Source organism: Acinetobacter sp. S-1, assembly GCF_059579785.1.
Window position 1 is genome coordinate 71,632 of sequence record NZ_CM184207.1, and the last position, 23,086, is coordinate 94,717.

Below are 23,086 nucleotides of genomic sequence, written 5' to 3' on the forward strand. Positions count from 1 at the left end.
TTGATTAGCGACTTTTAATATATTGATTGATGAGGTTCACTTCATTTTTTAAGATTTCAATCGTTTTACTGTGAGGGTCGACTGGTAAAAACATTTCGCTATCCAATGCGACAATACAAAACTCAATGCTTTGATTTGAGTTAAATACAGGTAAACCCACCGCATTAATTCCTGTCAATAAATCACCTTTCGCTGCCGACATTTGTTGCTGGCGAATGGTGTCTTTAAGCTCTGTAAATGCTTGCCAGTTTTGTGGTGCGATGTTTAGACCAAGTTCTTGATGCTTTTGCCATTCCGCTTCCATTAAAGGACGAACAAAATGCTCTGGAAGATAAGAAGCAAATAAACGTCCCGCAGCAGAATTGACTAAAGGCATAATCGAGCCGACTTTAGTCACAATCGAAATAGGGTGGTTTGATTCAATCGATTGAACTACGACAGGGCCTTTTGGTGACCATTTACTAATTTGTATACCGCAACCAATTTTGTTTTGTAGGTCGTAAATTAAATGCTGTACCAGCTGTAGTGTGTCGCTATGCTGGACACAGTTGAGACCTAAGCGCCATGCCTGATCACCTAAAGCATATTGCCCATCATCAAGTTGTTTTGCATATTCCATGCGAATAAGGCTAACCAGATAGCGGTGAACCTTTGCAGGATGCATTTCTAGCTTGCTAGACAGATCTTTGAGAATAATAGGTTGATTGTGTTCCAAAAGGGCGTTTAGTACAGATAAACCGACTTCAAGTGATTGAACCCCCCCAGATACTTTTTCTTCAATCATTTAAATACCCTTAATAAATTTACTTCAGCTGTTAAACAGTGACGATCAAAACAAAAATTGAAATTGGCGCGTTTTACATCATGCCTGAGCCTAGTGAAAAATAGAAATCACCTTTTTCTATTAGCGAAATTGACATGTTTAATAACCAACAATTTTCTAAAATCACTATGCTCTTATTTATAGCGCAATTTTCTAGAAATTTAGCGGTTTTAAATAATATAAATCGGCATTGATATAGAACTGCTCTTAAAACAATTCTAATCAATGCCGATTTTTTAGTGCGCTCTTTAAAAATTAGGTTCCTAACTCTTCTTCATGCAAGAAATGAGTATGGTGCGGAGCGCGTTTGGTTTTGCTCCATTCCTCTAGCATTTCAGTTTTCATTTCTTCTGTAATTTTTGCAATTTTTTCTTCAGCATGAGCATCGTTATAAGTTAGTTCTAAACGATGGCCATTTGGATCGAAGAAGTAAATCGAATGGAAAATGCCATGGTTAGTCACACCTAAGACTTTCACGCCATTTTCTTCTAAATGTTGCTTGGCAGCCATCAGCGCATTTAAGTCTTCAACTTCAAAAGCAATATGCTGTACCCATTGCGGTGTATTTTCATCTCGACCCATTTCTGGTTGAGTTGGCAATTCAAAAAATGCCAAAACGTTACCTTGACCAGCATCTAAGAATAGATGCATGTAAGGGTCAAAGGCTTTAGTTGATGGCACATGGTCTTCAGCAAAAGCTAAAATGAAATCCATATTGAGCATTTTTTTATACCACTCAACGGTCTCTTTCGCATCCTTACAACGATATGCAACGTGATGTATTTTTTTAATGGCAAATGTCATATTAAAACTCCTTTTTACTATTCCCAATCTGATTGTTGTTCTGGTGCCGCGTTATAGAAGGCTGGGATAGACAAACAATGGTGATAAATCGATTCAATTTTTGGAAACGCAGATAAATCAATCTTGAAGCGTTTCGCGTTGTAGACCTGTGGAATCAGGCAGCAATCGGCAATAGTTGCTTGTTGTCCAAAGCAAAATTGTCCATTTGAATCTTGAAGTAACTGTTCGAGATTTTGAAAGCCTTTAATAATCCAGTGCTGATACCAATAGTTTTTCTGCTCATCTGAAACATTTAAGTCATTTTTTAAATATTTCAGTACGCGTAAGTTATTTAATGGATGAATATCGCAAGCGATTGCTTGAGCAAAAGCGCGAACTTTTGCTCTCTCTTGCACATCACTTGGAAGTAATTTGGTTTCTGAGTATTGTTCATCCAGATATTCCAAAATACTTAACGATTGGGACAAGGTTAAATCGCCGTCAATTAAAGTCGGGACTAGAGCACTGCGGTTTAACTCTAAATAGTCTTCGCTTTGCTGTTCGTTTTTTACCAGATGAACCGGAACAGTCTCATAAGCTAAACCCTTAATGTTTAGACCAATCCGTACTCTGTAGGCTGCAGAGCTACGAAAGTAACTATACAGCTTCATAGTCAGGCTCCGAAGTTTCTGCAAAATCGAAATTTAATGCAGGAAGGACTGTATTTCGAACTTCACCGAAGCCAATGCGAATACCATTTTTCTCACAATGACCTTTCATGATCAGGGTATCGCCGTCTTGCAAGAAACCACGAGTTTCACCATTGGCAAGTGTTAAAGGCTTGGTGGTGTTCCATGTAAGCTCAAGCAAGCTGCCATAAGAGTCAGGTGTAGAACCTGAAATGGTACCTGAACCCATTAAATCACCAACCTGAACATTACAGCCGCCAATGGTGTGGTGAGTAAGCTGTTGAGCCATAGACCAGTACATATATTTGAAATTAGTTTGGCAAATCACGTCAGCTTGTGCCGATTTCGGGCTTTGAATTTCAACACTCAAATTAATGTCATAACTATTCGCGATATTTTCTTGTAGATACGCTAAAGGTTTAGGCTCTTGTTTTGGGCCTTCCACTTTAAATGGCTCAAGTGCTTCAAGTGTGACTACCCAAGGTGAGATGGCACTAGCAAATGATTTTGAATTGAAAGGGCCTAGAGGCACATATTCCCATTGCTGGATATCGCGTGCTGACCAGTCATTGAGTAATACCATTCCAAAAATATGATCCCAAGCATTTTCAATTGAGATTGGCTGGCCAAGCTCTGTTGGTTTACCAATAACAAATGCTGTTTCAAGTTCGAAATCGAGTTTACGCGTAGCTGAGAAAACTGGGCGCTCTTCATTTGGAAGTTTAATTTGTCCAGATGGACGTACGACTTGAGTGCCACTGACTACAACAGAACTAGCACGGCCATTGTAACCAACAGGCAATTCAGTCCAGTTTGGCAGTAAAGCATTTTTAGGGTCGCGGAACATACAGCCTACATTGGTCGCATGTTCTTTAGAAGAATAGAAATCGGTATAACCAGATACTTGAAGTGGTAAATGCAAAGTAACGCTGTCTTGCTTAACCAAAACTTCCTGACGCAATGCTTCATTTTCTTGAAGCGTTAAATTTTCAACCGAGAGAAGAGACTGTAGTGTCTTACGAACTTTTGACCAGTTGGCTTTGCCAGACTCGATAAATTTATTCAGAGTAGGCTGGTTAAAGTATGTGTCTTGTTCTGAAAGTTTTAAAAGACCGTGCTTTTCAAGAGCAGCGAGATCAATCACCCAATCACCAATAGCTACACCAACTTGACGCTCACTTTCGTTAGCTCTGCTAAAAACACCGTAAGGCAAATTATGAATAGTGAAATCTGATTGAGGTGAAACTTCAATAAAAGAGTTTAGTTTTTGTTCCATTTTCGCTTCCTTGTCTTTATCTCGGGTCTTATACAAATAAAAGTTCGGTCTAGGACTGAGCTACTCAATAAGTTTTAACCTTTGCTTAGATCATCTTTTGCCTTATGAGTTTGATATAGACCGAGCACAACCAATTGCTTCATGTCTCTATAATACTGAATTCATCAAATTACGCAATACATAATTTAATTACACATTTCATAATAATTGTCATTTCTTGTATTTTCTGTTTTCATTCGCGGTCATGAGAAAAGTCACGCAATTATTTTTTCATGAATCTCTATGAAAGTTTGATCAATTTATGATATACGTAATTTATTGGAAAAAAATTACGTGACACGGATGAGAATAATCATATGTCAGCACAAGAGCAAGGAAACCTGAAACATGGTTTGAGTAATCGGCACATCCAGCTTATTGCATTGGGTGGGGCGATTGGCACAGGGCTTTTTCTTGGTATATCACAATCGATTAAATTAGCAGGTCCATCGGTCATCCTCGGTTATGCCATTGCAGGATTTATTGCTTTTTTAATGATGCGTCAGCTTGGTGAAATGGTAGTTGAAGAGCCAGTCAGTGGTTCTTTTAGTCATTTTGCCTACAAATATTGGGGACCATTTGCAGGGTTCATGTCAGGATGGAACTATTGGGTACTCAATGTACTCGTCTGTATGGCAGAACTAAGCGCAATTGGTCTTTACATTCAATATTGGTGGCCGCAAATCCCGACGTGGGCATCTGCTTTAACTTTCTTTGTCTTAATTAATGGCATTAATCTGCTACACGTTAAGTTTTTTGGCGAAATGGAATTTTGGTTTTCTATTGTCAAAATCTTAGCAATTCTTGCAATGATTGGCTTTGGTTCATATCTACTTGCAACAGGCACAGCAGGTCCACAGGCAAGCATTTCAAACCTCTGGGCACTTGGCGGTTTCTTCCCGTTTGGTGTTGAAGGCTTAGTGATGGCAATGGCGGTCATTATTTTTGCTTTTGGTGGTATTGAGCTTTTCGGTATTACTGCAGCTGAAGCACGTGATCCTGATAAAACTTTACCTAAAGCTGTGAATCAAATTATTTACCGTATTTTGATTTTCTATATTGCGACGCTTTTTGTTTTATTCTCGCTGTTCCCATGGAACCAAATGGCACAAGGCGGAAGTCCGTTTGTAATGGTCTTTGCTTCTTTAGATAGCCAAGGCATTGCAACGTTATTAAACTTTGTAATTTTGACTGCTGCTGTTTCAGTTTATAACGGGACAAGTTATTGCAGTAGCCGTATGTTGTTAGGCCTTGCGCAACAAGGAAATGCACCAAAAGTATTTGCACGTATTAATAAACGCGGTATTCCAACCAATGCAGTGATCCTTTCTGCGGCAGTCACTATTTTATGTGTACTGTTAAATTATATTTTCCCTGAAAAAGCATTTGGTTTACTCATGATGCTGGTGGTTGCAGCGATTGTAATTAACTGGGTTGTAATTTCATGGACGCATTTAAAATTCCGCAAATATATGCAGCGCCAAGGGCAAACAACGAAGTTCCCAAGCTTTATGTATCCGTTTAGCAACTATCTATGCATACTGTTTATGCTGGGTATTTTGGTCGTGATGTCTTTAACACCAGATATGCGTGTTGCGGTCATGATGATTCCTGGCTGGATTTTGTGTTTGATGGTGGCTTACCAATTTAAACGCCGAAAATTAAAAGCTGAGCAGTCTGTACCTGCCTTAGAAGCAGATATTTAATAAATTATTGAGTTGTATCTAAAAAGGACGTCTGACAGGCGTCCTTTTTTATTTTTAAAATTTAGCAACAGAAATTAAAGGATTTTATTATTGTTATAATATAACATTTCATTAATTTAATGATGAGCAATTTTCCCATTTTTGGTGAAGATAGAGCATATTTATGAAGCGTTATTTCGGTTTAATTTTATTATCTCTCACAGCATGTAGCACTCAAACACCCAAGCCAACAACCCCACTGCATACCCAAACACCTTTACCTCAACCTACAAAACCAGTGGTCAAAATAAAGTCTCAACCCGAGGCGTATGTTGCGTGGTTAGCTTCAGCAGACCATCGACAGGCTGTACAAGCTTACAAGCAATTTCTTAAGCAAAAAGGGCTTGCGAATTTAGTTCCAGACCATGAATTATTAAGCTCGGCTCGAGATTGGCAAAAATGTGGAGTTGAGCCTTATGCGGTGCCACCAAGAGAGATTTGGTCCAATATTGTTCCGACGCTTAGCATTTTAAAAGCGTTAGTTGAGGATGGCGTAATTAATGATTTTGAAGTGACTTCGGTCTACCGAGCGTTGTCTCTAAACCGCTGTGCAGGTGGTGCTGATGCTTCTCGACATGTCTTTAATGCAGCGCTTGATTTTCGAATTGGCCCAGAACAGCCTACCGATTTAGACCAATTCAATATTCAGCAAACTAAAACCAAACTTTGTCAGTTTTGGGCCACAAAAGGCCAAGCGCTTAATATGGGACTAGGTGTTTATGCTTCAGGGCAAATCCATATTGATAGCCAAGGATTCCGTGCATGGGGGCCTGACCATCACTATAAAACCTCAATTTGTCAGGGACTATAAAAGCAATTTTTTCAATGACTAAGTAAATTGATTTAAATAAAAGCGGAATAAAAACTTGATCAATAGTTATGTTATAACATAACATTATTGTGGTTTAGAAATAGATTACGCCTGTGATCTGGCCATATTTAAATGGCCAGCCATGATCAGTTTAAATATTATTCAAAGAGATCAAGCCATGCGCACTGCAATCGCCAACTCATTTGCCAAGCTTCCCGTCACTGTTTTATCAGGCTTTTTGGGTGCAGGAAAAACCACATTACTCAACCATATTTTAAATAATCGTGAAGGCCGCCGTATTGCCGTGATTGTCAATGATATGTCTGAGGTGAATATTGATGCTGCATTAGTACGTGAAGGTGGGGCAGAGCTTTCAAGAACGGATGAAAAGCTGGTTGAAATGAGTAATGGCTGTATCTGTTGTACGTTACGCGAAGATTTATTGGTTGAGGTTAAACGGTTAGCTGATGAAGGACGCTTTGACCAATTGGTGATTGAGTCGACAGGCATTTCAGAACCATTACCTGTTGCAGAAACCTTTACCTTTGAAGATGAAGATGGAAACTCACTCAATGAGTTCGCTCGACTCGACACCATGGTCACGGTAGTCGATGCTTTTAATTTTCTTAAAGATTACAGTTCAGTTGACTCACTGCAACAACGTGGCGAATCATTAGGTGAGCAAGATGAAAGAACTGTAGTCGATCTTCTTATTGATCAAATCGAGTTTTGTGATGTGATTATACTGAATAAAATTGATCTGATTGACCAAGCCCAGCAAGACCAACTTATCGCGATTTTAAAAACTCTAAACCCGCGTGCCCGAATTGAAATTGCTCAATTTGGAAAGATCGCTTTAGATAAAATTTTAAATACGCAATTATTCGATTTTAATGAAGCTGCCCAAGCACCAGGCTGGTTAAAAGAGTTACGTGGTGAGCATACGCCAGAGACTGAAGAGTATGGAATCAGCAGCTTTGTTTACCGCGCTCGCCGACCTTTCCATCCAGAGCGTTTTTATGATTTGGTTCAGGCTGAATGGCCGGGAGTCGTGCGTTCTAAGGGCTTTTTCTGGTTGGCTGCCGAACCGACATTGGCTTATTCATGGTCACAAGCAGGCGCGATGGCACGGCACGGCTTGGCAGGTTATTGGTGGGCCGCCGTTGCAGAAGAAGACTGGCCGAGTGACCTAGCCAGCATTGAAGAAATTAAGAAAAATTGGGATGCACGCACAGGAGATGCGCGTCAGGAACTGGTTTTAATTGGTATGCAAATGGATGAGCAAGCTTTAATAGAACGCTTAGACCGTTGTTTATTAAATGATGAAGAAATGGCTTTAGGTCCACAAGCTTGGCAGAGCTGGTCGAACCCTTTTAAGCAAGATGATGAAACCATGTTGATTGCTTAATTAAAAAAGCCCCTATTTAAAAGGGGCTTTTTTTTTATGATTTATCTTTAATGAAAACCTTTCGAATGTAGGTGTTAAGTGGGGTGGAATAATATTTTTCAATTGCTGCGCTAATGATGAAAGTTAAAATCAGATAGCCAATTAAAAGCATAATTTTGATGCTAGAGTCAGTTTGAGCCGGAATAAAAGCAACCTTCATAAGGCCCAGCACAACCAGATGAAACAAATAAGTTTCATAACTTCTTTGCCCCAACCAGACCATCACTTTGGTCAATAGGTTATGCGCCTGTGTTTCGGAAGGATGCTGAAAACACAAAATGAGTAGACCTGTAGCAAAAGCAAATAAGCTGATACCCCATGTACTGACTTCTTTAATTGGCGCATATAAATATAGAGCGGTCATACTCAAAATAATCAACCACGAAAGAGGTTTTTTATAAGTCCAGTCTGGTCGATATTTATGAGAGAAAATGGCAGTTAAACAGCCAATTGCTATACCATCAAAACTCGAAAAATAGTGATATAAATAGGCGCCGCTTTCTTCTCCAAAATGCAAAGATCTAAAATAAGGGCCATATAAAATGACTCCAATTAGTACAGCAACAAAGACCTTATTACTACGCGTAAGCAAGCACAATAATGGAAAAACAAAATAAAAAACTTCTTCCACAGAGAGCGACCACAACACTCCCAAAGCGTAGTTTACCCAACCGAATTTAATAATCAGGATATTCATCCAGAAAGTTAAGGCTGCAAATATGGTTAAAGGATAAGAGACCTCAATGCCATTCGGCGCTTGGTTCATAAAGGGTTTTAAGTCAAATGAACCAAGTATGCTTACACCTAAAATGAGTAATACCAGACACGGTAAAATACGCGCTGCTCGTCGGATATAAAAATGCTTGAGGTTAATTGCAGAAAATTGTTTGTCTCGTTTTAAAGTGTGATGGGTAATTAAAAAACCCGAAATCACAAAAAACATGGTGACGCCATAATTTCCATTTCTTGCGATGACTGTGCTAAATGCTTCACCTAAGAAATCAAAACCTAACCATGTATCTTTAAGTTTATAGGGAATATTAAAATGGTGTAAAAGAACCAAAAGGATAGACATTCCACGCAGAATATCTATTTTATAATTACGCATTCGATGTGCTTCCAGTTTTATTAATATACTGTGTGGCAGAAGAATACTATTGATCAGTTATTTTAAATAAAAATTTTAAGCATCATTTCGTAAATCAGAAAAGACAATACTTTTTACATCCTTGAATTGAGCACAGGCATAGCAGAAATAACCATTAAATAAATATTGATAAAGCCTTTATATATTTGAATTTCTCTACATAAAACTTTAAATTAGCTCTTATTGAGCTATGTTTATTTTTTAAACTTTTTAAAATCTATTTAATCCATCAATTAACATGTTGTATGTGGTTGTATATACATAGCATGTCAACTAAAATACTGTTTTTGCCTGCTGCCTTTTTTGAGTAATTAGTTATGCCCAGAACATCAAAACAAGAACATGCTGAGCTTTCGATTGAAGCTGATAGTCCAGTTCCTCTATACCAACGTGTAAAACAGCTGATTTCACAAAAGATTTATGAAGGCTCTTGGGCTGTAAATAAAAAAATTCCTTCGGAAAGTGAACTCGTTAATCAACTCGGTTGTAGCCGCATGACGGTAAACCGTGCGCTACGTGAGTTAACAACAGAAGGCTTACTTGTTCGAATTCAAGGCGTTGGTTCTTTCGTTGCTGAAGGGCAAGGCCGAACTGCACTTTTTCAAATTAATAATATTGCCGATGAGATTATTGCACGAAACCATAAGCACCACGCTGAAGTTTTAGTCCTAGAACAAGTTTATGCAAATGCAGAGCAAAGCGTGTTAATGCAGACTCGCGAAGGGCAAAGATTATTTCATTCGATTATTGTGCATTATGAAAATGATGTACCTGTTCAGGTCGAAGATCGTTTAGTTGATGCAGCACTGATTCCAGATTATTTAGAACAAGATTTTAAAACCATTACCCCGAATGCTTACCTCATGGCAAAAGCACCTGTGTCAGAAGGTGAGCATATTGTTGAGGCAGTTTTAGCATCTCCTCAAGAGTGTAAGTGGTTAAAGATTACCAAAGCTGAACCATGCTTACTGATCCGTCGCCGTACATGGTCAAACAAACAACTCATTTCAAGTGCGCGTCTGATTTATCCGGGTAGCCGCTACTATCTCGAAGGGAAATTTAACCCATGATTGAACTGATCAGGGCCGATCAATATACAAAAATGCTTTGGAAAAATGGTGCAGGTTTTACTTTAGAAATTGCCAGAAGCCAAGGTGAAGCTGATTTCGATTGGCGTATTTCGATGGCAGATGTGACCACTTCTGGGCCATTTTCGCTATTTCCCAATAAGCAGCGCATTATTAGCGTACTCGATGGACAGGGTATGGTATTGCATGTCGATGATCTTCCTGCCAAAACGCTGAATCAAGGTGATATTTTTGCTTTCCATGGCGAGAGTCAGGTCCAAAGTGAACTGGTCGACGGTGCAATTCGAGATTTAAATTTAATTTATGATCCTGCAAAGTTTCATGCTCGTTTTCAGTGGTTGAATGATACAGCGGAGCAGGCATTTATCAGTTCGGCAGACCTGATTTTCATTTTTAATCAGGGTAGTGAAACGGAAGTGAACGTTGATGATCATTCCGTTCAGCTTGCTGCTCAAGAAACACTAAAAATTGAGAAAAACGCTGGCGTGACATCGATTAGTTTTCCCAAAAAACAACTCAAAAGCTGCTATGTCATGGAGCTAATTCAACGTTAAAACCTAAGTAATTTGCTTATTCAAAAGCACATGTCTACTGAAAAGATATGTGCTTTTTTTATGCTTGATATAAAAATAAACTAATTTAATTCATAAGCTTATTCAATTTTATTAAAAAAATATCAGTCACCCTCTTCACGCCAAAAAATATTTGTGTAGTATATGGATGTATATACAAGTTAATACATTACTATACAAATGCAGAAACAAGTGATGTTCTGCTGATGTAAGCTCAAAGGAAGGAGTCCGCCTGTGACAACAATGACAACAAAATTTCGTGATGTAGAAATTCGTGCGCCACGCGGCACTGAATTGACGGCTAAAAGTTGGTTAACTGAAGCTCCATTACGTATGTTGATGAATAACCTTGATCCGGACGTTGCAGAAAACCCGAAAGAGTTGGTTGTATACGGTGGTATTGGTCGTGCAGCACGAAACTGGGAATGTTTCGACAAAATTGTAGATACTTTAAAAAATCTTGAAACTGATGAAACGTTATTAGTTCAATCAGGCAAGCCAGTAGGTGTATTTAAAACTCATAAAGATGCACCTCGTGTTTTAATTGCAAACTCAAACCTTGTACCACACTGGGCAAACTGGGAACACTTCAACGAATTAGATGCAAAAGCTCTTGCAATGTACGGTCAAATGACAGCAGGTTCGTGGATCTACATTGGTAGCCAAGGTATTGTACAAGGTACTTACGAAACTTTCGTTGAAGCAGGCCGCCAACACTACAACGGTGATTTAAAAGGCCGTTGGGTTCTTACTGCTGGTTTAGGCGGTATGGGTGGTGCTCAGCCTTTAGCTGCAACACTTGCAGGTGCGTGTTCTTTAAACATTGAATGCCAACAAGCAAGCATCGATTTCCGTTTACGTACGCGTTATGTAGATGAACAAGCGACTGATTTAGATGACGCTTTAGCGCGTATTGACCGCTATACAAAAGAAGGTAAAGCAATTTCAATTGCGCTTCATGGTAACGCTGCTGAAATTTTACCTGAGCTTGTACGCCGTGGTGTACGTCCAGATATGGTGACTGACCAAACAAGTGCACATGATCCACTTAATGGCTACTTACCAGTAGGCTGGACTTGGGATGAATATCGTGCACGTGCGAAAACTGAACCGGAAGCTGTTGTAAAAGCTGCAAAACAGTCGATGGCAAAACACGTACAAGCGATGCTTGATTTCCAAAAAATGGGTGTTCCAACATTTGACTATGGCAACAACATCCGTCAAATGGCGAAAGAAGAAGGTGTAGCAAACGCTTTTGATTTCCCAGGTTTCGTACCTGCTTATATCCGTCCATTGTTCTGCCGTGGTATTGGTCCATTCCGTTGGGCAGCGCTTTCTGGTGACCCAGAAGACATTTATAAAACAGATGCCAAAGTTAAAGAGTTAATTCCTGATGATGAACATTTACATCACTGGTTAGACATGGCACGTGAACGCATTAGCTTCCAAGGCTTACCTGCGCGTATTTGTTGGGTTGGTTTAGGCTTACGTGCAAAACTTGGTTTGGCATTTAACGAAATGGTTCGTAGCGGTGAATTGTCTGCACCAGTTGTGATTGGTCGTGACCATTTAGACTCAGGTTCAGTTGCAAGTCCAAACCGTGAAACTGAAGCAATGCAAGACGGCTCAGATGCAGTATCAGACTGGCCTTTATTAAATGCGTTGCTCAATACAGCAGGCGGCGCAACTTGGGTGTCTTTACATCACGGTGGTGGTGTAGGTATGGGCTTCTCTCAACACTCAGGTGTTGTGATTGTGTGTGATGGTACAGATGAAGCTGCTGCACGTATTGCTCGCGTATTGACCAATGACCCTGCAACAGGTGTTATGCGTCATGCCGATGCAGGTTATGAAATTGCGATTAACTGTGCGAAAGAGCAAGGCCTACACTTGCCAATGATCACGCAATAAAAATACACGGAAGAACTAGCGGTGCTTTTTGCAATTGTGAAAAGCACCGTCTCAGCAGAATATAGTGCAAAAAATTAGGAAGCCAACATGGAATTATTAATCCAACCGGGAAAACTAACCTTAGCCGATTTACGTCAAGCGTACCTCAACCCGATCAAAGTTAAATTAGATGAAAGTGCTTCATCTGCAATCAACGCAAGCGTGGCTTGCGTTGAGAAAATTGTAAATGAAGGACGTACAGCTTACGGTATTAACACAGGCTTTGGCTTACTTGCTTCAACCAAAATTGCTCCTGAAGATTTAGAAAAGTTACAACGTTCATTGGTTCTTTCACATGCGGCAGGTGTAGGTGAAGCACTTGATGATGCAATGGTTCGTTTAATTATTCTATTGAAAGCAAATAGCTTGGCGCGTGGTTTCTCTGGTATTCGTCGTAAAGTGATTGATGCTTTGTTGGCCTTAATTAATGCCGAAGTTTACCCACACATTCCACTAAAAGGTTCAGTAGGCGCTTCAGGTGACTTGGCACCACTTGCACACATGTCTTTAGTGTTACTTGGTGAAGGTAAGGCGCGCTATAAGGGCGAATGGTTACCCGCAGTTGAAGCTTTAAAAGTTGCAGGCTTAGAACCTATTTCTTTAGCAGCTAAAGAAGGTTTAGCACTTTTAAATGGTACACAAGTTTCGACCGCTTATGCTTTACGCGGCTTATTTGAAGCGGAAGACTTGTTTGCTGCTGCAACGGTTTGTGGTGGTTTAAGTGTTGAAGCAATGTTGGGTTCACGTGCCCCATTCGATGCTCGTATTCACGAAGTACGTGGCCAACGTGGTCAAATTGATGTAGCTGCGGCTTATCGTGACCTATTAACAGACTCAAGTGAAATTGCACATTCACATGAAGATTGTAGCAAAGTTCAAGACCCGTACTCTTTACGTTGCCAACCACAGGTGATGGGGGCATGTTTAACCCAAATCCGTCAGGCTGCTGAAGTATTAGAAATTGAAGCAAATGCTGTATCGGATAACCCGCTCGTATTTGCTGAACAAGGTGATGTGATTTCTGGTGGTAATTTCCATGCAGAACCTGTTGCAATGGCGGCAGATAATTTAGCATTGGCGATTGCTGAAATTGGTTCACTGTCTGAACGCCGTATTTCGATGATGATGGACCGTCACATGTCACAGCTTCCACCGTTCTTGGTGGCAAATGGTGGTGTTAACTCAGGCTTTATGATTGCTCAAGTTACCGCTGCTGCTCTTGCGAGTGACAACAAAGCGCTTGCACATCCAGCAAGTGTTGATAGCTTACCGACTTCTGCCAACCAAGAAGACCATGTATCAATGGCTCCGAATGCTGGTAAACGTCTTTGGTATATGGCTGACAACGTCCGTGGCATTTTAGCTGTTGAATGGTTAGGCGCTTGTCAGGGTCTAGACTTCCGTGAAGGCCTAAAAAGCTCGCCTAAACTTGAACAAGCTCGTAAAATCTTGCGCGCTCAAGTGCCTTACTACAGTGAAGACCGTTTCTTTGCTCCTGATATTGAGCAAGCAAGTGAATTACTCTCAAGCGGCTGCTTAAACGAGTTAATTATTCCAAAACTACTCCCTAGTTTATCTGAAGTGTGATTGATAAAACGGTCACATGGAGTGGCCGAATCTAACTAAATATCCTCAAGGATTGGAGATTATAATGTCACAAAACTCCACACTACAGCGGGGTTTAAACACCCGCCATATTCGTTTCTTGGCATTGGGCTCAGCAATTGGAACTGGGCTTTTCTATGGTTCGGCAACTGCCATTAAAATGGCAGGGCCTTCAGTATTACTTGCGTATATCGTTGCAGGGATTGCAATTTATATCGTTATGCGCGCATTGGGTGAAATGGCTGTCCATAATCCTGTCTCTGGCTCATTCAGCCACTATGCATCACAGTACATTGGTCCATTGGCTGGTTTTACGACAGGTTGGACGTATGTCTTTGAAATGGTGATTGTTGCAATTGCCGATGTGACTGCTTTTGGTATTTATATGGGGTTCTGGTATCCCGATGTACCACGGTGGATCTGGATTTTATCCCTGATTATGTTCTTAGGTGCCATTAACCTCATTCACGTTAAAGTCTTTGGCGAACTCGAGTTTTGGCTGTCTATTGTCAAGGTGAGCGCCATTGTTGCCATGATTTTAGGTGGAATCGGTTTAATGTTCTACGGCTTCCATGCTGACCATAGCAGTGTAGTTCCGGGGATTCAAAACTTATGGATTTATGATGGCTTTATGCCACATGGGATTGCCGGCTTAGTTGCATGTTTATCTGTGGTTGTATTTGCTTTCGGTGGTATCGAAATTATTGGTATTACAGCAGGTGAGTCACAAGATCCGAAAACCACTTTACCAAAAGCAATTAATGCTGTTCCAGTACGTATTTTACTTTTCTATGTATTGACCATTTTTGTACTCATGTCGATTTTCCCATGGAATCAAATTGGTAGCCAAGGTAGTCCATTCGTTCAAATTTTTGAAAATCTAGGAATTCCATCTGCTGCGCATATTTTAAATATGGTGGTGGTGACCGCTGCAATCTCGGCAATTAATAGTGATGTGTTTGGTGCTGGCCGTATGCTTTATGGCATGGCAAATCGTGGTCAAGCACCTCGAGTTTTTCAGAAATTATCACGTAATGGTGTGCCATGGATGACCGTAGTGGTTATGGCAGGTGTGCTATTAATTGGTGTGGTGCTGAACTACCTGATTCCTGAAAATGTATTCATGATCATTGCATCAATTGCAACTTTTGCAACTGTTTGGGTGTGGCTCATGATTTTGCTGTCGCAAGTTGCGATGCGCCGTAAGTTATCTACTGCTGAGATTAAAGCACTTGATTTCCCTATCTGGGGTTGGCCATATGCACCTGCGTTTGCGATTGGTTTTATGGCGTTCATCTTAGTCATGATGGGGTATTTCCCAGATTCACGTCCTGCAATTTATGTGGGAATCACTTGGCTTGCTCTGTTAACGATTGCTTATCGCATTTGGGTCAAGCCAGAGCAGAGCTTGGGAAAGGAAAGTAATCCTATCCAGCAAAATGTTGAGATAGAAAGCTAACAAATGAACTGCCTAATGGTTGAACTATTAGGCAGTTTTGAGGATGGGCTAATGAAAAAACTTTGGCAAAATTGCCACATTGCGACCATGCAAAATGGGCAATATTCCTACATTGAAGATGCTGCAATCGTCACAGAAGGGCATCTCATTCACTGGATTGGAAAACAACAACAACTTCCTGCCGACACTTATTCCGAAACAGTTGACTTAAATGGCGCTTGGGTTACCCCGGGATTGATCGACTGTCATACGCATAGCGTATTTGGTGGCAACCGTAGTGTTGAGTTTGAAAAACGCTTGCAAGGCGTAAGTTACGCTGAAATTGCAGCAAGCGGTGGCGGTATTGCCAGTACAGTTCGTGCAACACGTGAAGCAAGCGAAGAACAATTACTAAGCTCAGCACTTAAACGTATTCGCTGTATGCAACAAGACGGTGTAACCACTATCGAGATTAAGTCTGGTTACGGACTCAATTACGAAAATGAACGCAAGATGCTGCGTGTGATCCGTCAAATTGGTGAAGCTTTACCAATGACGGTAAAAAGCACTTGCTTGGCTGCACATGCGTTACCGCCAGAGTACAAAGACCAAAGCGATGCTTATATCGAGCATATCTGTACAGAAATGTTGCCTAAACTGCATGCAGAAGGTTTAGTCGATGCAGTTGATGCATTCTGTGAGCATTTGGCATTTTCACCAGCTCAGGTTGAACGTGTTTTTAAAACAGCACAGTCTTTGAATCTACCGGTTAAGCTTCATGCCGAACAGCTTTCATCGCTAGGTGGTTCAAGCTTGGCAGCACGTTATCATGCTTTGTCGGCAGACCATTTAGAGTACATGACTGAAGACGATGTCAAAGCCATGGCAGAGTCGGGTACGGTCGCTGTGTTATTACCGGGTGCCTTTTATTTATTGCGTGAAACACAGTATCCACCGATTGAAAGTCTTATTAAACACGGAGTGCGTATTGCGCTGTCGAGTGATTTAAATCCGGGTACATCTCCAGCACTTTCTTTACGTTTAATGCTCAACATGGGCAGCACACTTTTCCGCTTAACGCCTGAGCAAGCATTAGCGGGTGTCACCATTCATGCTGCACAAGCACTTGGTTTAGAGCAAACACACGGCAGTTTGGAGCAGGGTAAAGTCGCTGACTTTATAGCTTGGGATATTGAGCATCCATCTGAAATTGTTTACTGGCTTGGCGGCGATTTGCCTAAGCGAGTCGTTCAGCATGGACAAGAAGTTATTTTTTAAACGGTGTCACATGAATCACACATTTAAATGGCAAGGTCGCCATGATGGCGAAGGTGAAGCACACCAACGTATTCACCATATTATGAATAAAACCCAACATGCTGAATTTGCGTTGATTGGTTTTAGCTCTGATGAAGGCGTGAAGCGTAACAAAGGCCGAGTCGGTGCTGCTGATGCGCCAGATGCAATCCGTAATCAGCTTGCCAATTTACCTATCCATCGTCCAGTCAGTATTGTCGATTTGGGTACAGTGACCTGTGAATATGACAATTTAGAGCAAGCACAAACCGAGTTGGCGGAGCAAGTCTCAACCAGCCTACAAAATGGTTTAAAACCGATTGTACTTGGTGGTGGACATGAAGTCGCATTTGGTAGCTTTAGCGGTCTGTTCCAATATGTACAAGCCCACGCACCAGATAAAAAAATAGGCATTATTAATTTCGATGCCCATTTCGATTTGCGTGAAGCAGAGCATGCAACTTCTGGAACACCTTTTTTACAAGCAGCAAGACTTTCAGAGCAGCATCAAAAACAATTTAATTATTTATGTATTGGGGTCGCCAACCATGCCAATACTAAAGTTTTGTTTGATACAGCCGATGCTCTAAATTGTTCATATTTACGTGACCATGAGGTTAATATTTTTAACCTACCAAACGTGCTTGCAGCGGTTGATGCTTTTATCGAAAAAGTAGACTGTTTGTACGTTACGATTGATTTAGATGTATTCACGGCTGCGGTTGCACCGGGAGTCAGTGCACCTGCTGTAAAAGGAATTGATTTAGCTACTTTTGAAGCAATTTTTAAGCATATTCAAGAGACTGGAAAAATCAAACTTTTAGATATTGCTGAGTGCAATCCAAAATTTGATTTAGACAATAGAACAGCAAAACTGGCTGCATACATTGTTTATCAATATTTGTTTTCTTGAGAAACAATTTTTAATGTAGAAATAAAAAAGTGCACTGAGATCGCTCATGTGCTCTTTTTTTGACTTTCTAGTAAATTAAAGTCAGATTCGGAATAAAGATAGCAACTATAAATAATTTAATTAAAAAGAAAATTAATTTATAAAATCATTGAGTTAAAAAATACTCGATTTTTACATTATTTTGTAGGCTGCTTGGCACGTAATTTGTTTTGTCTATATTTTAAACTTCGTTAAATATGTTTGGATAATTAAATGAAAAACAGAACCTTACATTTTGCTTGTATCAGTGTTTTATTTTGGATGTCTCATTCTTCTAATGCTACACCCCCCGAAATAAATACAAATACCATCGAAAAATCACAATCTAAACAAAAGAGTGATATCTCTGTTCGCGTGAAAGCTTTAAACCAACTTTTACAGGAACAGTGGGAATATGCTTTGAAAAATAGTCCTGAAACTGCAACCGTTTTAGGAGATTTACGCTACAACAATCGATGGACAGAGCTTTCAAAAAATCAGATCGAGAAAGATAAAAAAAGTACGCAAAATTTTTTAAAACGTTTTGATGCGATTGATAGCACAGGGTTTTCAGCAACTGATCAATTAAATAAAGATTTAATGATTTATCAGTTGAAAGAAACACTTAAAAATTATGATTTGAAATTGTATGAGATGCCTTTTAATCAAATGTGGGGCCTACATTTACAATTTCCGGGATTTATTAGTTCGATTCCATTTGATAATGCTAAGCAATATCAAGACTATATTTCTCGTTTAAAACGAATTCCTCTTATTCTTGATCAAGGTATTCAGTTAGCGAAACAAGGACAAAAAGATGGTTTGATGCCACCCAAATATTTAATTGAAAAGGTGGCAAAGCAGATTAATAACATTGCAACTCCCGCAGGGAAAGACAGTGTGTTTGCTTCTCCATTAAAGCAATTTCCAAAAAATATTTCGAAAGCAGAACAAGAGCGTTTAAGCCGTGAAATACTACAGGCCATAGATCAAAATGTTCGACCTGCCTATCAAAAACTCGGGACGTTTATTCAGAAAGATTACTTACCCTATGGACGACAACACGAGGGTATATGGAGCTTGCCAAACGGTGACGAGCTCTATCGCTTTTATGTAGAAAACAATACGACAACCTCTGAAAGCCCTGAAACTATTCATCAGCTCGGATTAAAAGAAGTTGCTCGTATAGAAGCGGAAATGCTGAAAATTGCCAAAGCACAAGGTTTCAATGACTTAAAAAGTTTCCAACAATCTTTAAAAACAAATCCTGCGGTTTTCCCAAAATCTCGTGAAGAAATTTTAGAGATTTATCGGGGATATATTGCCCAAATGCAACCAGAGTTGCCGAAGCTATTTGGTTTATTACCCAAAAATAAAGTCGAAGTTTTACCTGTAGAACAATATCGAGAAAAAGAAGCGGCAGGTGCGGAGTATCACCAAGGCACGCCTGATGGTTCACGCCCCGGACAAGTATATGTAAATACTGGCGACTTCTCTGAACGTTCCAAAATATCAATGGAAGCGACTGCTTACCATGAGGCGATTCCCGGCCACCATATGCAGATTGATATTGCCCAAAACTTGCCTAATTTACCTATGTTCCGAAAGCAGCCGAATCACACCGCCTATATTGAAGGGTGGGCACTTTACGCAGAGCAACTGGGTAAAGATGTTGGTTTCTATAAAGACCCGCTTTCAGACTATGGAAGACTATCGAGTGAGTTGTTCCGTGCTTGCCGTTTAGTGGTCGATACTGGAGTACATTATAAAAAGTGGACCCGTCAGCAAATGATTGATTTTATGCGAGAACACTCTGCTTTAGACGAGCCTGATATTCAGGCAGAGACAGATCGCTATATTGCTATTCCTGCCCAAGCATTAGCATATAAGATGGGACAACTGAAAATTTTAGAGCTTCGAGAGCTCGCGAAACATGAGCTTGGAGACCGTTTTGATATCAAAGCATTCCATGACATGATTTTAAATGCAGGAACATTGCCTTTAAATATTCTGGATGCACGTATTAAAAATTGGATTAAGGAACAAAAAGCGGCAGCTTAAAACAAAAATCGAAATTTAGGTCAGGTCCTCATTGGGCCTGATTTAAAAACCAATAGAAAACAGAATATAATTATAAAAAATATATTTTATTTCAGAACTTTAAAATGGAAAAATCTTTAAAAGAATACCAAGCTATTATTTTTGATATGGACGGTACTTTAGTCGACTCCTTTAGCTTTTTTTTAGGTGCTTTAAATCAGCTTGCCAAGAAGTATAAATTTAAATCTGTAGAGCTACATGAAGTAGAGCAGTACAAACATCTTTCACCAAAAGAAATTATGAAAGAGATGAATGTTTCTAGGTGGAAACTGCCTTGGATTGCCAAAGATTTCATTCGTTTAATGAAAGAAAGAGACCAAGACGTTTACATGTTTGAAGGCATGCGGGACCACTTAATTGAACTGCATAAGCGGGGATATATGCTCGCAATTATTACTTCAAACTCTAAAGAAAACTGTCAAAGTATTCTTGGTACAGAACTATGTGAACTTTTTAGCCATATTGATGGTGGCTCGTCTATATTTGGCAAAGCTAAACGAATTAAGCGTGTTCTCAATATTTTGAATTTAAATAAAAACCAAGCCATTTATGTCGGCGACCAAACGACTGATGGCGAAGCTGCACATAAAGCAGGCATTGATTTTGCTGCGGTAGGTTGGGGTTATACATCGGCTGAAAAATTAAAAACTATTCAGCCCAAAGTCGTGCTCAATGACTTGGCAACCATGAAAGAATTTTTCTAAATATATGAAATACAGGACAAACCATGAATAACAATAACAACCCGATTGGAATGATTGATTCTGGTTTAGGCGGGCTGTCTCTATTTAAGTACATTCGGCAGGCCCTTCCGAATGAAGATATTATCTATTTCGCCGACTCGAAATATGTCCCGTATGGAGACAAAGATAGCGACTGGATTGTTTCACGAACCACGCATTTAATTTCAAACCTAGTTACTCAGGGCAAATGCAAAGCGATCGTAATTGCTTGTAATACCATGACGGCTGTAGCGATTGAAACGATTAGAGCGCAAATTAATGTGCCACTTATTGCGATAGAACCAGCCGTAAAACCCGCAGTAGCAATCACTCAAAGTAAGCATATTGCGGTTTTGGCAACTGCAACCACGGTGAAGGGCAAAAACTTAAAAAGTTTAATTGAAACGTATGCGCAAGATATTAGAGTGTCTTTAGTGCCATGTATTGGTTTAGCCGAGAAAATTGAAACGGGCAAAGCGCATACCGCGGAAGTTAAAGATTATTTAAAAAATATTTTGGCGCCGTTGGTCGAGCAAAAAGTTGATACGATTATTTTAGGATGCACACATTATCCGTTTGTCTCAGATACGATTCAGGAAATTGTAGGTCGTGATATCCAAATTATTGAGCCTTCGGAAGCAGTTACCACACATTTAATGCGCCAATTAAATAGATATGATTTAAGTTCTGAAAGTCCAAATGAGGGGAATCATATTATTTGGACCAGTTCAGACCCGTTGGAAGTTGCGGACGTGACTTTTTCTTTGTTAGGTAAACATTTACCTGTAGAAACTACTGATTTTTAAAGCCAAGAAAAACGCCTAGCCCCATAAAAATGAGTCCACCCATCACTGACATAGATTTTTGGGGCTTCTTCGATTTAGTTAATTTTTGACTAATGTAATTGGCTAAAAACACACAAACCACATCAGCAGAAACAAAGATCAGATTCACAATCAGCCCTAAAATGATGAACTGAGACCAAACTGGAAAATCTAATGAGGTATTAATAAATTGAGGTAAAAAAGCGATATAAAAAATAGCGGTTTTAGGGTTTAAAACTTCGACCAGAATGCTCTGCCTCAAAGATAACTGACCATTTTCAACATTTTGCTGAAGAGTCGGGGACGAGGTCGATCTAATTAATTTAATGCCTAACCAAACTAAATACAAAGCACCTAAAATTTTAATAATATCATAGAGTTTTGGAATGATTTGAAAGATGGTCGTTAAGCCTAAAGACGCCGCTATGATATGAAAACAACCTCCTACGAAAATTCCAAATGCAGCCATCAAACCAGATTTTCTACCACGAGAAAGCGTCTGTGCAGCGGTATACAGCATTGCTGGACCCGGAATATAAGCAAAAATAATTGTAGTAATTAAAAATGTAATGAAAAGCTCTAAAGAAATCATGTTTTACCTATCTTATTGTTACTATTTTTGAGTGAATTTTAAACAATTTAAAGTATATGAAATTTATAAGTATTTCAATTTTATAATCAGATTTATGGCTATAAAAACTCAAAATAACTTGATCTAACTTTTAGAGTCACTGTCAAAAAATCTCAATTACAAAACTCTAAGCTCAGAGTACCTAGATTAAGATATTTTTTATACTTAACTTTTCTCATCGGATATATTTATACAAACTGTTAAATTAAAATTAACGATAAATCTATTTTATTAACTAAATATATATAACCCAATTTTATATTTTAAATTTAATTAAAAGATGTAAATATAAAAATAAGGATAATATTATTTAAATATTAATTAAATTATTATATTTAAACTTTTTCATTAAAATAAATTGACGTTCTTTATTATAGCGATTAATATTTCGTTGCTGGCCTACATTGCCAGTCGGTTTTGACAGACCGTACTTAGCAAATGGGTTATACTTCCTCAGTATTTCCCATGTGGAACCTTTGTGCCCCCTTTTTCTCTATGGTAGGGCGGAAGGGGGACGCGTTCGCGCGTGCTGGTCGCTAAGTCTAGTCTGTCAACCCTCTTTCGTTCTGCCACCCTAATCAATTGACGGTGATTTGGTGGTAGGACTCCATTTTTAAGGAGTTGGCCATGCCACAATTTAAACTCATTTTCTCTCTCATTTAACTATTTTATTTATTTAAAATTTGGATTTTCTATGTCCTGATTTTTTAAATATATAAATTATTTTTATTTTATAATCTTAATTATTTTGTTTTCCTATTCTGGTGGGAGGATTAATTATTATTTAAAAAATTATTTTAATATTTAAACGAATAATATTTTTATTTTATTTAAAGATATAAATAATCATGAGAATAATATGAAACTTCATAAATTTATATTGTTTTTAAACCTTGTGGTCGGTGCTTACAGTATTACAAATGATGAAGCCAATGCTCAGCAGGAATTTAAAAGAATTTGCTTGTCAGGTGAACACATGCAAGCCAATTGTAATTGTGTTTGCCAACAGCTCGCGCAAGTGTATTCACCTCAAATCGTGCAACGTTTAAAACACACCAGTTTGCAAAGTCCTGTTCTCCCACAGGACTTTGCCCCTAATTTGTTTAGCAGCATTCAACGCTGCGACAAAACTGAAATGGGCTAAGTTCGCTTAGTTCCTTTATCTCTGT

19 protein-coding genes and 1 pseudogene are annotated in these 23,086 nt (G+C 39.3%); 14 read left to right on the forward strand and 6 right to left on the reverse strand.

The features are described from left to right. Positions 1 to 4 precede the first annotated feature (4 nt). The 4 genes from AC52J8_RS00330 to fahA form a co-directional block, all read right to left on the reverse strand. Complete coding sequence (locus AC52J8_RS00330; RefSeq protein WP_005066619.1) at positions 5 to 784, reverse strand: IclR family transcriptional regulator; 780 nt, start codon at positions 782 to 784, stop codon at positions 5 to 7. Positions 785 to 1,078: 294 nt separating this feature from the next. After that, positions 1,079 to 1,627, reverse strand: coding sequence for a VOC family protein (locus AC52J8_RS00335; RefSeq protein WP_002119119.1), 549 nt, complete (start codon positions 1,625 to 1,627; stop codon positions 1,079 to 1,081). Between the two features lie 17 nt (positions 1,628 to 1,644). Then, positions 1,645 to 2,277, reverse strand: a complete 633-nt coding sequence (gene maiA, locus AC52J8_RS00340; protein ID WP_086399280.1) for a maleylacetoacetate isomerase — start codon at positions 2,275 to 2,277, stop codon at positions 1,645 to 1,647. Continuing rightward, complete coding sequence (fahA, locus tag AC52J8_RS00345; RefSeq protein WP_005066628.1) at positions 2,264 to 3,571, reverse strand: fumarylacetoacetase; 1,308 nt, start codon at positions 3,569 to 3,571, stop codon at positions 2,264 to 2,266. The genes maiA and fahA overlap by 14 nt, the downstream gene beginning before the upstream one ends. 356 nt (positions 3,572 to 3,927) lie before the next feature. On the opposite strand from fahA, the gene AC52J8_RS00350 reads away from it, so the two are divergent. The 3 genes from AC52J8_RS00350 to zigA all read left to right on the forward strand — a co-directional run bounded on the left by AC52J8_RS00350 (position 3,928) and on the right by zigA (position 7,574). After that, on the forward strand, positions 3,928 to 5,316 hold the full coding sequence (locus AC52J8_RS00350) for an amino acid permease (RefSeq protein WP_057075442.1): 1,389 nt from the start codon (positions 3,928 to 3,930) through the stop codon (positions 5,314 to 5,316). Positions 5,317 to 5,479: 163 nt separating this feature from the next. Beyond that, on the forward strand, positions 5,480 to 6,166 hold the full coding sequence (zrlA, locus tag AC52J8_RS00355; protein WP_086399281.1) for a D-Ala-D-Ala carboxypeptidase ZrlA: 687 nt from the start codon (positions 5,480 to 5,482) through the stop codon (positions 6,164 to 6,166). A 142-nt stretch (positions 6,167 to 6,308) separates the two neighbouring features. Further along, on the forward strand, positions 6,309 to 7,574 hold the full coding sequence (zigA, locus tag AC52J8_RS00360) for a zinc metallochaperone GTPase ZigA (protein WP_086399282.1): 1,266 nt from the start codon (positions 6,309 to 6,311) through the stop codon (positions 7,572 to 7,574). Between the two features lie 34 nt (positions 7,575 to 7,608). On the opposite strand, the gene AC52J8_RS00365 is transcribed toward zigA, so the two are convergent. Continuing rightward, on the reverse strand, positions 7,609 to 8,721 hold the full coding sequence (locus AC52J8_RS00365) for an acyltransferase family protein (protein ID WP_086399283.1): 1,113 nt from the start codon (positions 8,719 to 8,721) through the stop codon (positions 7,609 to 7,611). A gap of 356 nt (positions 8,722 to 9,077) precedes the next feature. On the opposite strand from AC52J8_RS00365, the gene hutC reads away from it, so the two are divergent. The 10 genes from hutC to murI all read left to right on the forward strand — a co-directional run bounded on the left by hutC (position 9,078) and on the right by murI (position 21,268). Further along, positions 9,078 to 9,830: a histidine utilization transcriptional repressor HutC gene (gene hutC / locus AC52J8_RS00370; protein WP_014207981.1), complete on the forward strand. Its 753-nt coding sequence runs from the start codon at positions 9,078 to 9,080 to the stop codon at positions 9,828 to 9,830. After that, a complete protein-coding gene (locus AC52J8_RS00375; protein WP_032005044.1) occupies positions 9,827 to 10,402 on the forward strand; it encodes a HutD/Ves family protein in 576 nt (191 codons plus the stop codon). The genes hutC and AC52J8_RS00375 overlap by 4 nt, the downstream gene beginning before the upstream one ends. Before the next feature lie 261 nt (positions 10,403 to 10,663). Further along, positions 10,664 to 12,331 carry a urocanate hydratase gene (hutU, locus tag AC52J8_RS00380; protein ID WP_014207979.1) on the forward strand — a complete coding sequence of 556 codons (1,668 nt, stop codon included), beginning with the start codon at positions 10,664 to 10,666 and terminating at the stop codon, positions 12,329 to 12,331. Between the two features lie 87 nt (positions 12,332 to 12,418). Beyond that, complete coding sequence (hutH, locus tag AC52J8_RS00385) at positions 12,419 to 13,957, forward strand: histidine ammonia-lyase (protein WP_000421598.1); 1,539 nt, start codon at positions 12,419 to 12,421, stop codon at positions 13,955 to 13,957. Between the two features lie 64 nt (positions 13,958 to 14,021). Further along, positions 14,022 to 15,434, forward strand: a complete 1,413-nt coding sequence (locus tag AC52J8_RS00390) for an amino acid permease (protein ID WP_000081461.1) — start codon at positions 14,022 to 14,024, stop codon at positions 15,432 to 15,434. Between the two features lie 51 nt (positions 15,435 to 15,485). Continuing rightward, the gene (gene hutI / locus AC52J8_RS00395) at positions 15,486 to 16,691 is read left to right on the forward strand and encodes an imidazolonepropionase (protein ID WP_202733067.1); all 1,206 of its coding nucleotides are present in this window, start codon (positions 15,486 to 15,488) and stop codon (positions 16,689 to 16,691) included. A 10-nt stretch (positions 16,692 to 16,701) separates the two neighbouring features. Further along, positions 16,702 to 17,622, forward strand: a complete 921-nt coding sequence (hutG, locus tag AC52J8_RS00400; protein WP_202733066.1) for a formimidoylglutamase — start codon at positions 16,702 to 16,704, stop codon at positions 17,620 to 17,622. A 252-nt stretch (positions 17,623 to 17,874) separates the two neighbouring features. Continuing rightward, positions 17,875 to 19,701 (forward strand): DUF885 domain-containing protein, encoded by a 1,827-nt coding sequence (locus AC52J8_RS00405; RefSeq protein ID WP_202733065.1) that lies wholly within the window; start codon positions 17,875 to 17,877, stop codon positions 19,699 to 19,701. A gap of 104 nt (positions 19,702 to 19,805) precedes the next feature. Continuing rightward, positions 19,806 to 20,444, forward strand: coding sequence for an HAD family hydrolase (locus tag AC52J8_RS00410; RefSeq protein ID WP_208753421.1), 639 nt, complete (start codon positions 19,806 to 19,808; stop codon positions 20,442 to 20,444). A 23-nt stretch (positions 20,445 to 20,467) separates the two neighbouring features. Beyond that, positions 20,468 to 21,268, forward strand: a complete 801-nt coding sequence (murI, locus tag AC52J8_RS00415) for a glutamate racemase (protein WP_208753420.1) — start codon at positions 20,468 to 20,470, stop codon at positions 21,266 to 21,268. Here the strand turns inward: murI and AC52J8_RS00420 are convergent. Further along, positions 21,255 to 21,878 carry a LysE family translocator gene (locus AC52J8_RS00420; protein ID WP_000624238.1) on the reverse strand — a complete coding sequence of 208 codons (624 nt, stop codon included), beginning with the start codon at positions 21,876 to 21,878 and terminating at the stop codon, positions 21,255 to 21,257. The genes murI and AC52J8_RS00420 overlap by 14 nt on opposite strands. Before the next feature lie 898 nt (positions 21,879 to 22,776). On the opposite strand from AC52J8_RS00420, the pseudogene AC52J8_RS00425 reads away from it, so the two are divergent. Beyond that, positions 22,777 to 23,071, forward strand: a pseudogene (locus AC52J8_RS00425) (hypothetical protein). The last annotated feature ends 15 nt before the right edge of the window (positions 23,072 to 23,086 follow it).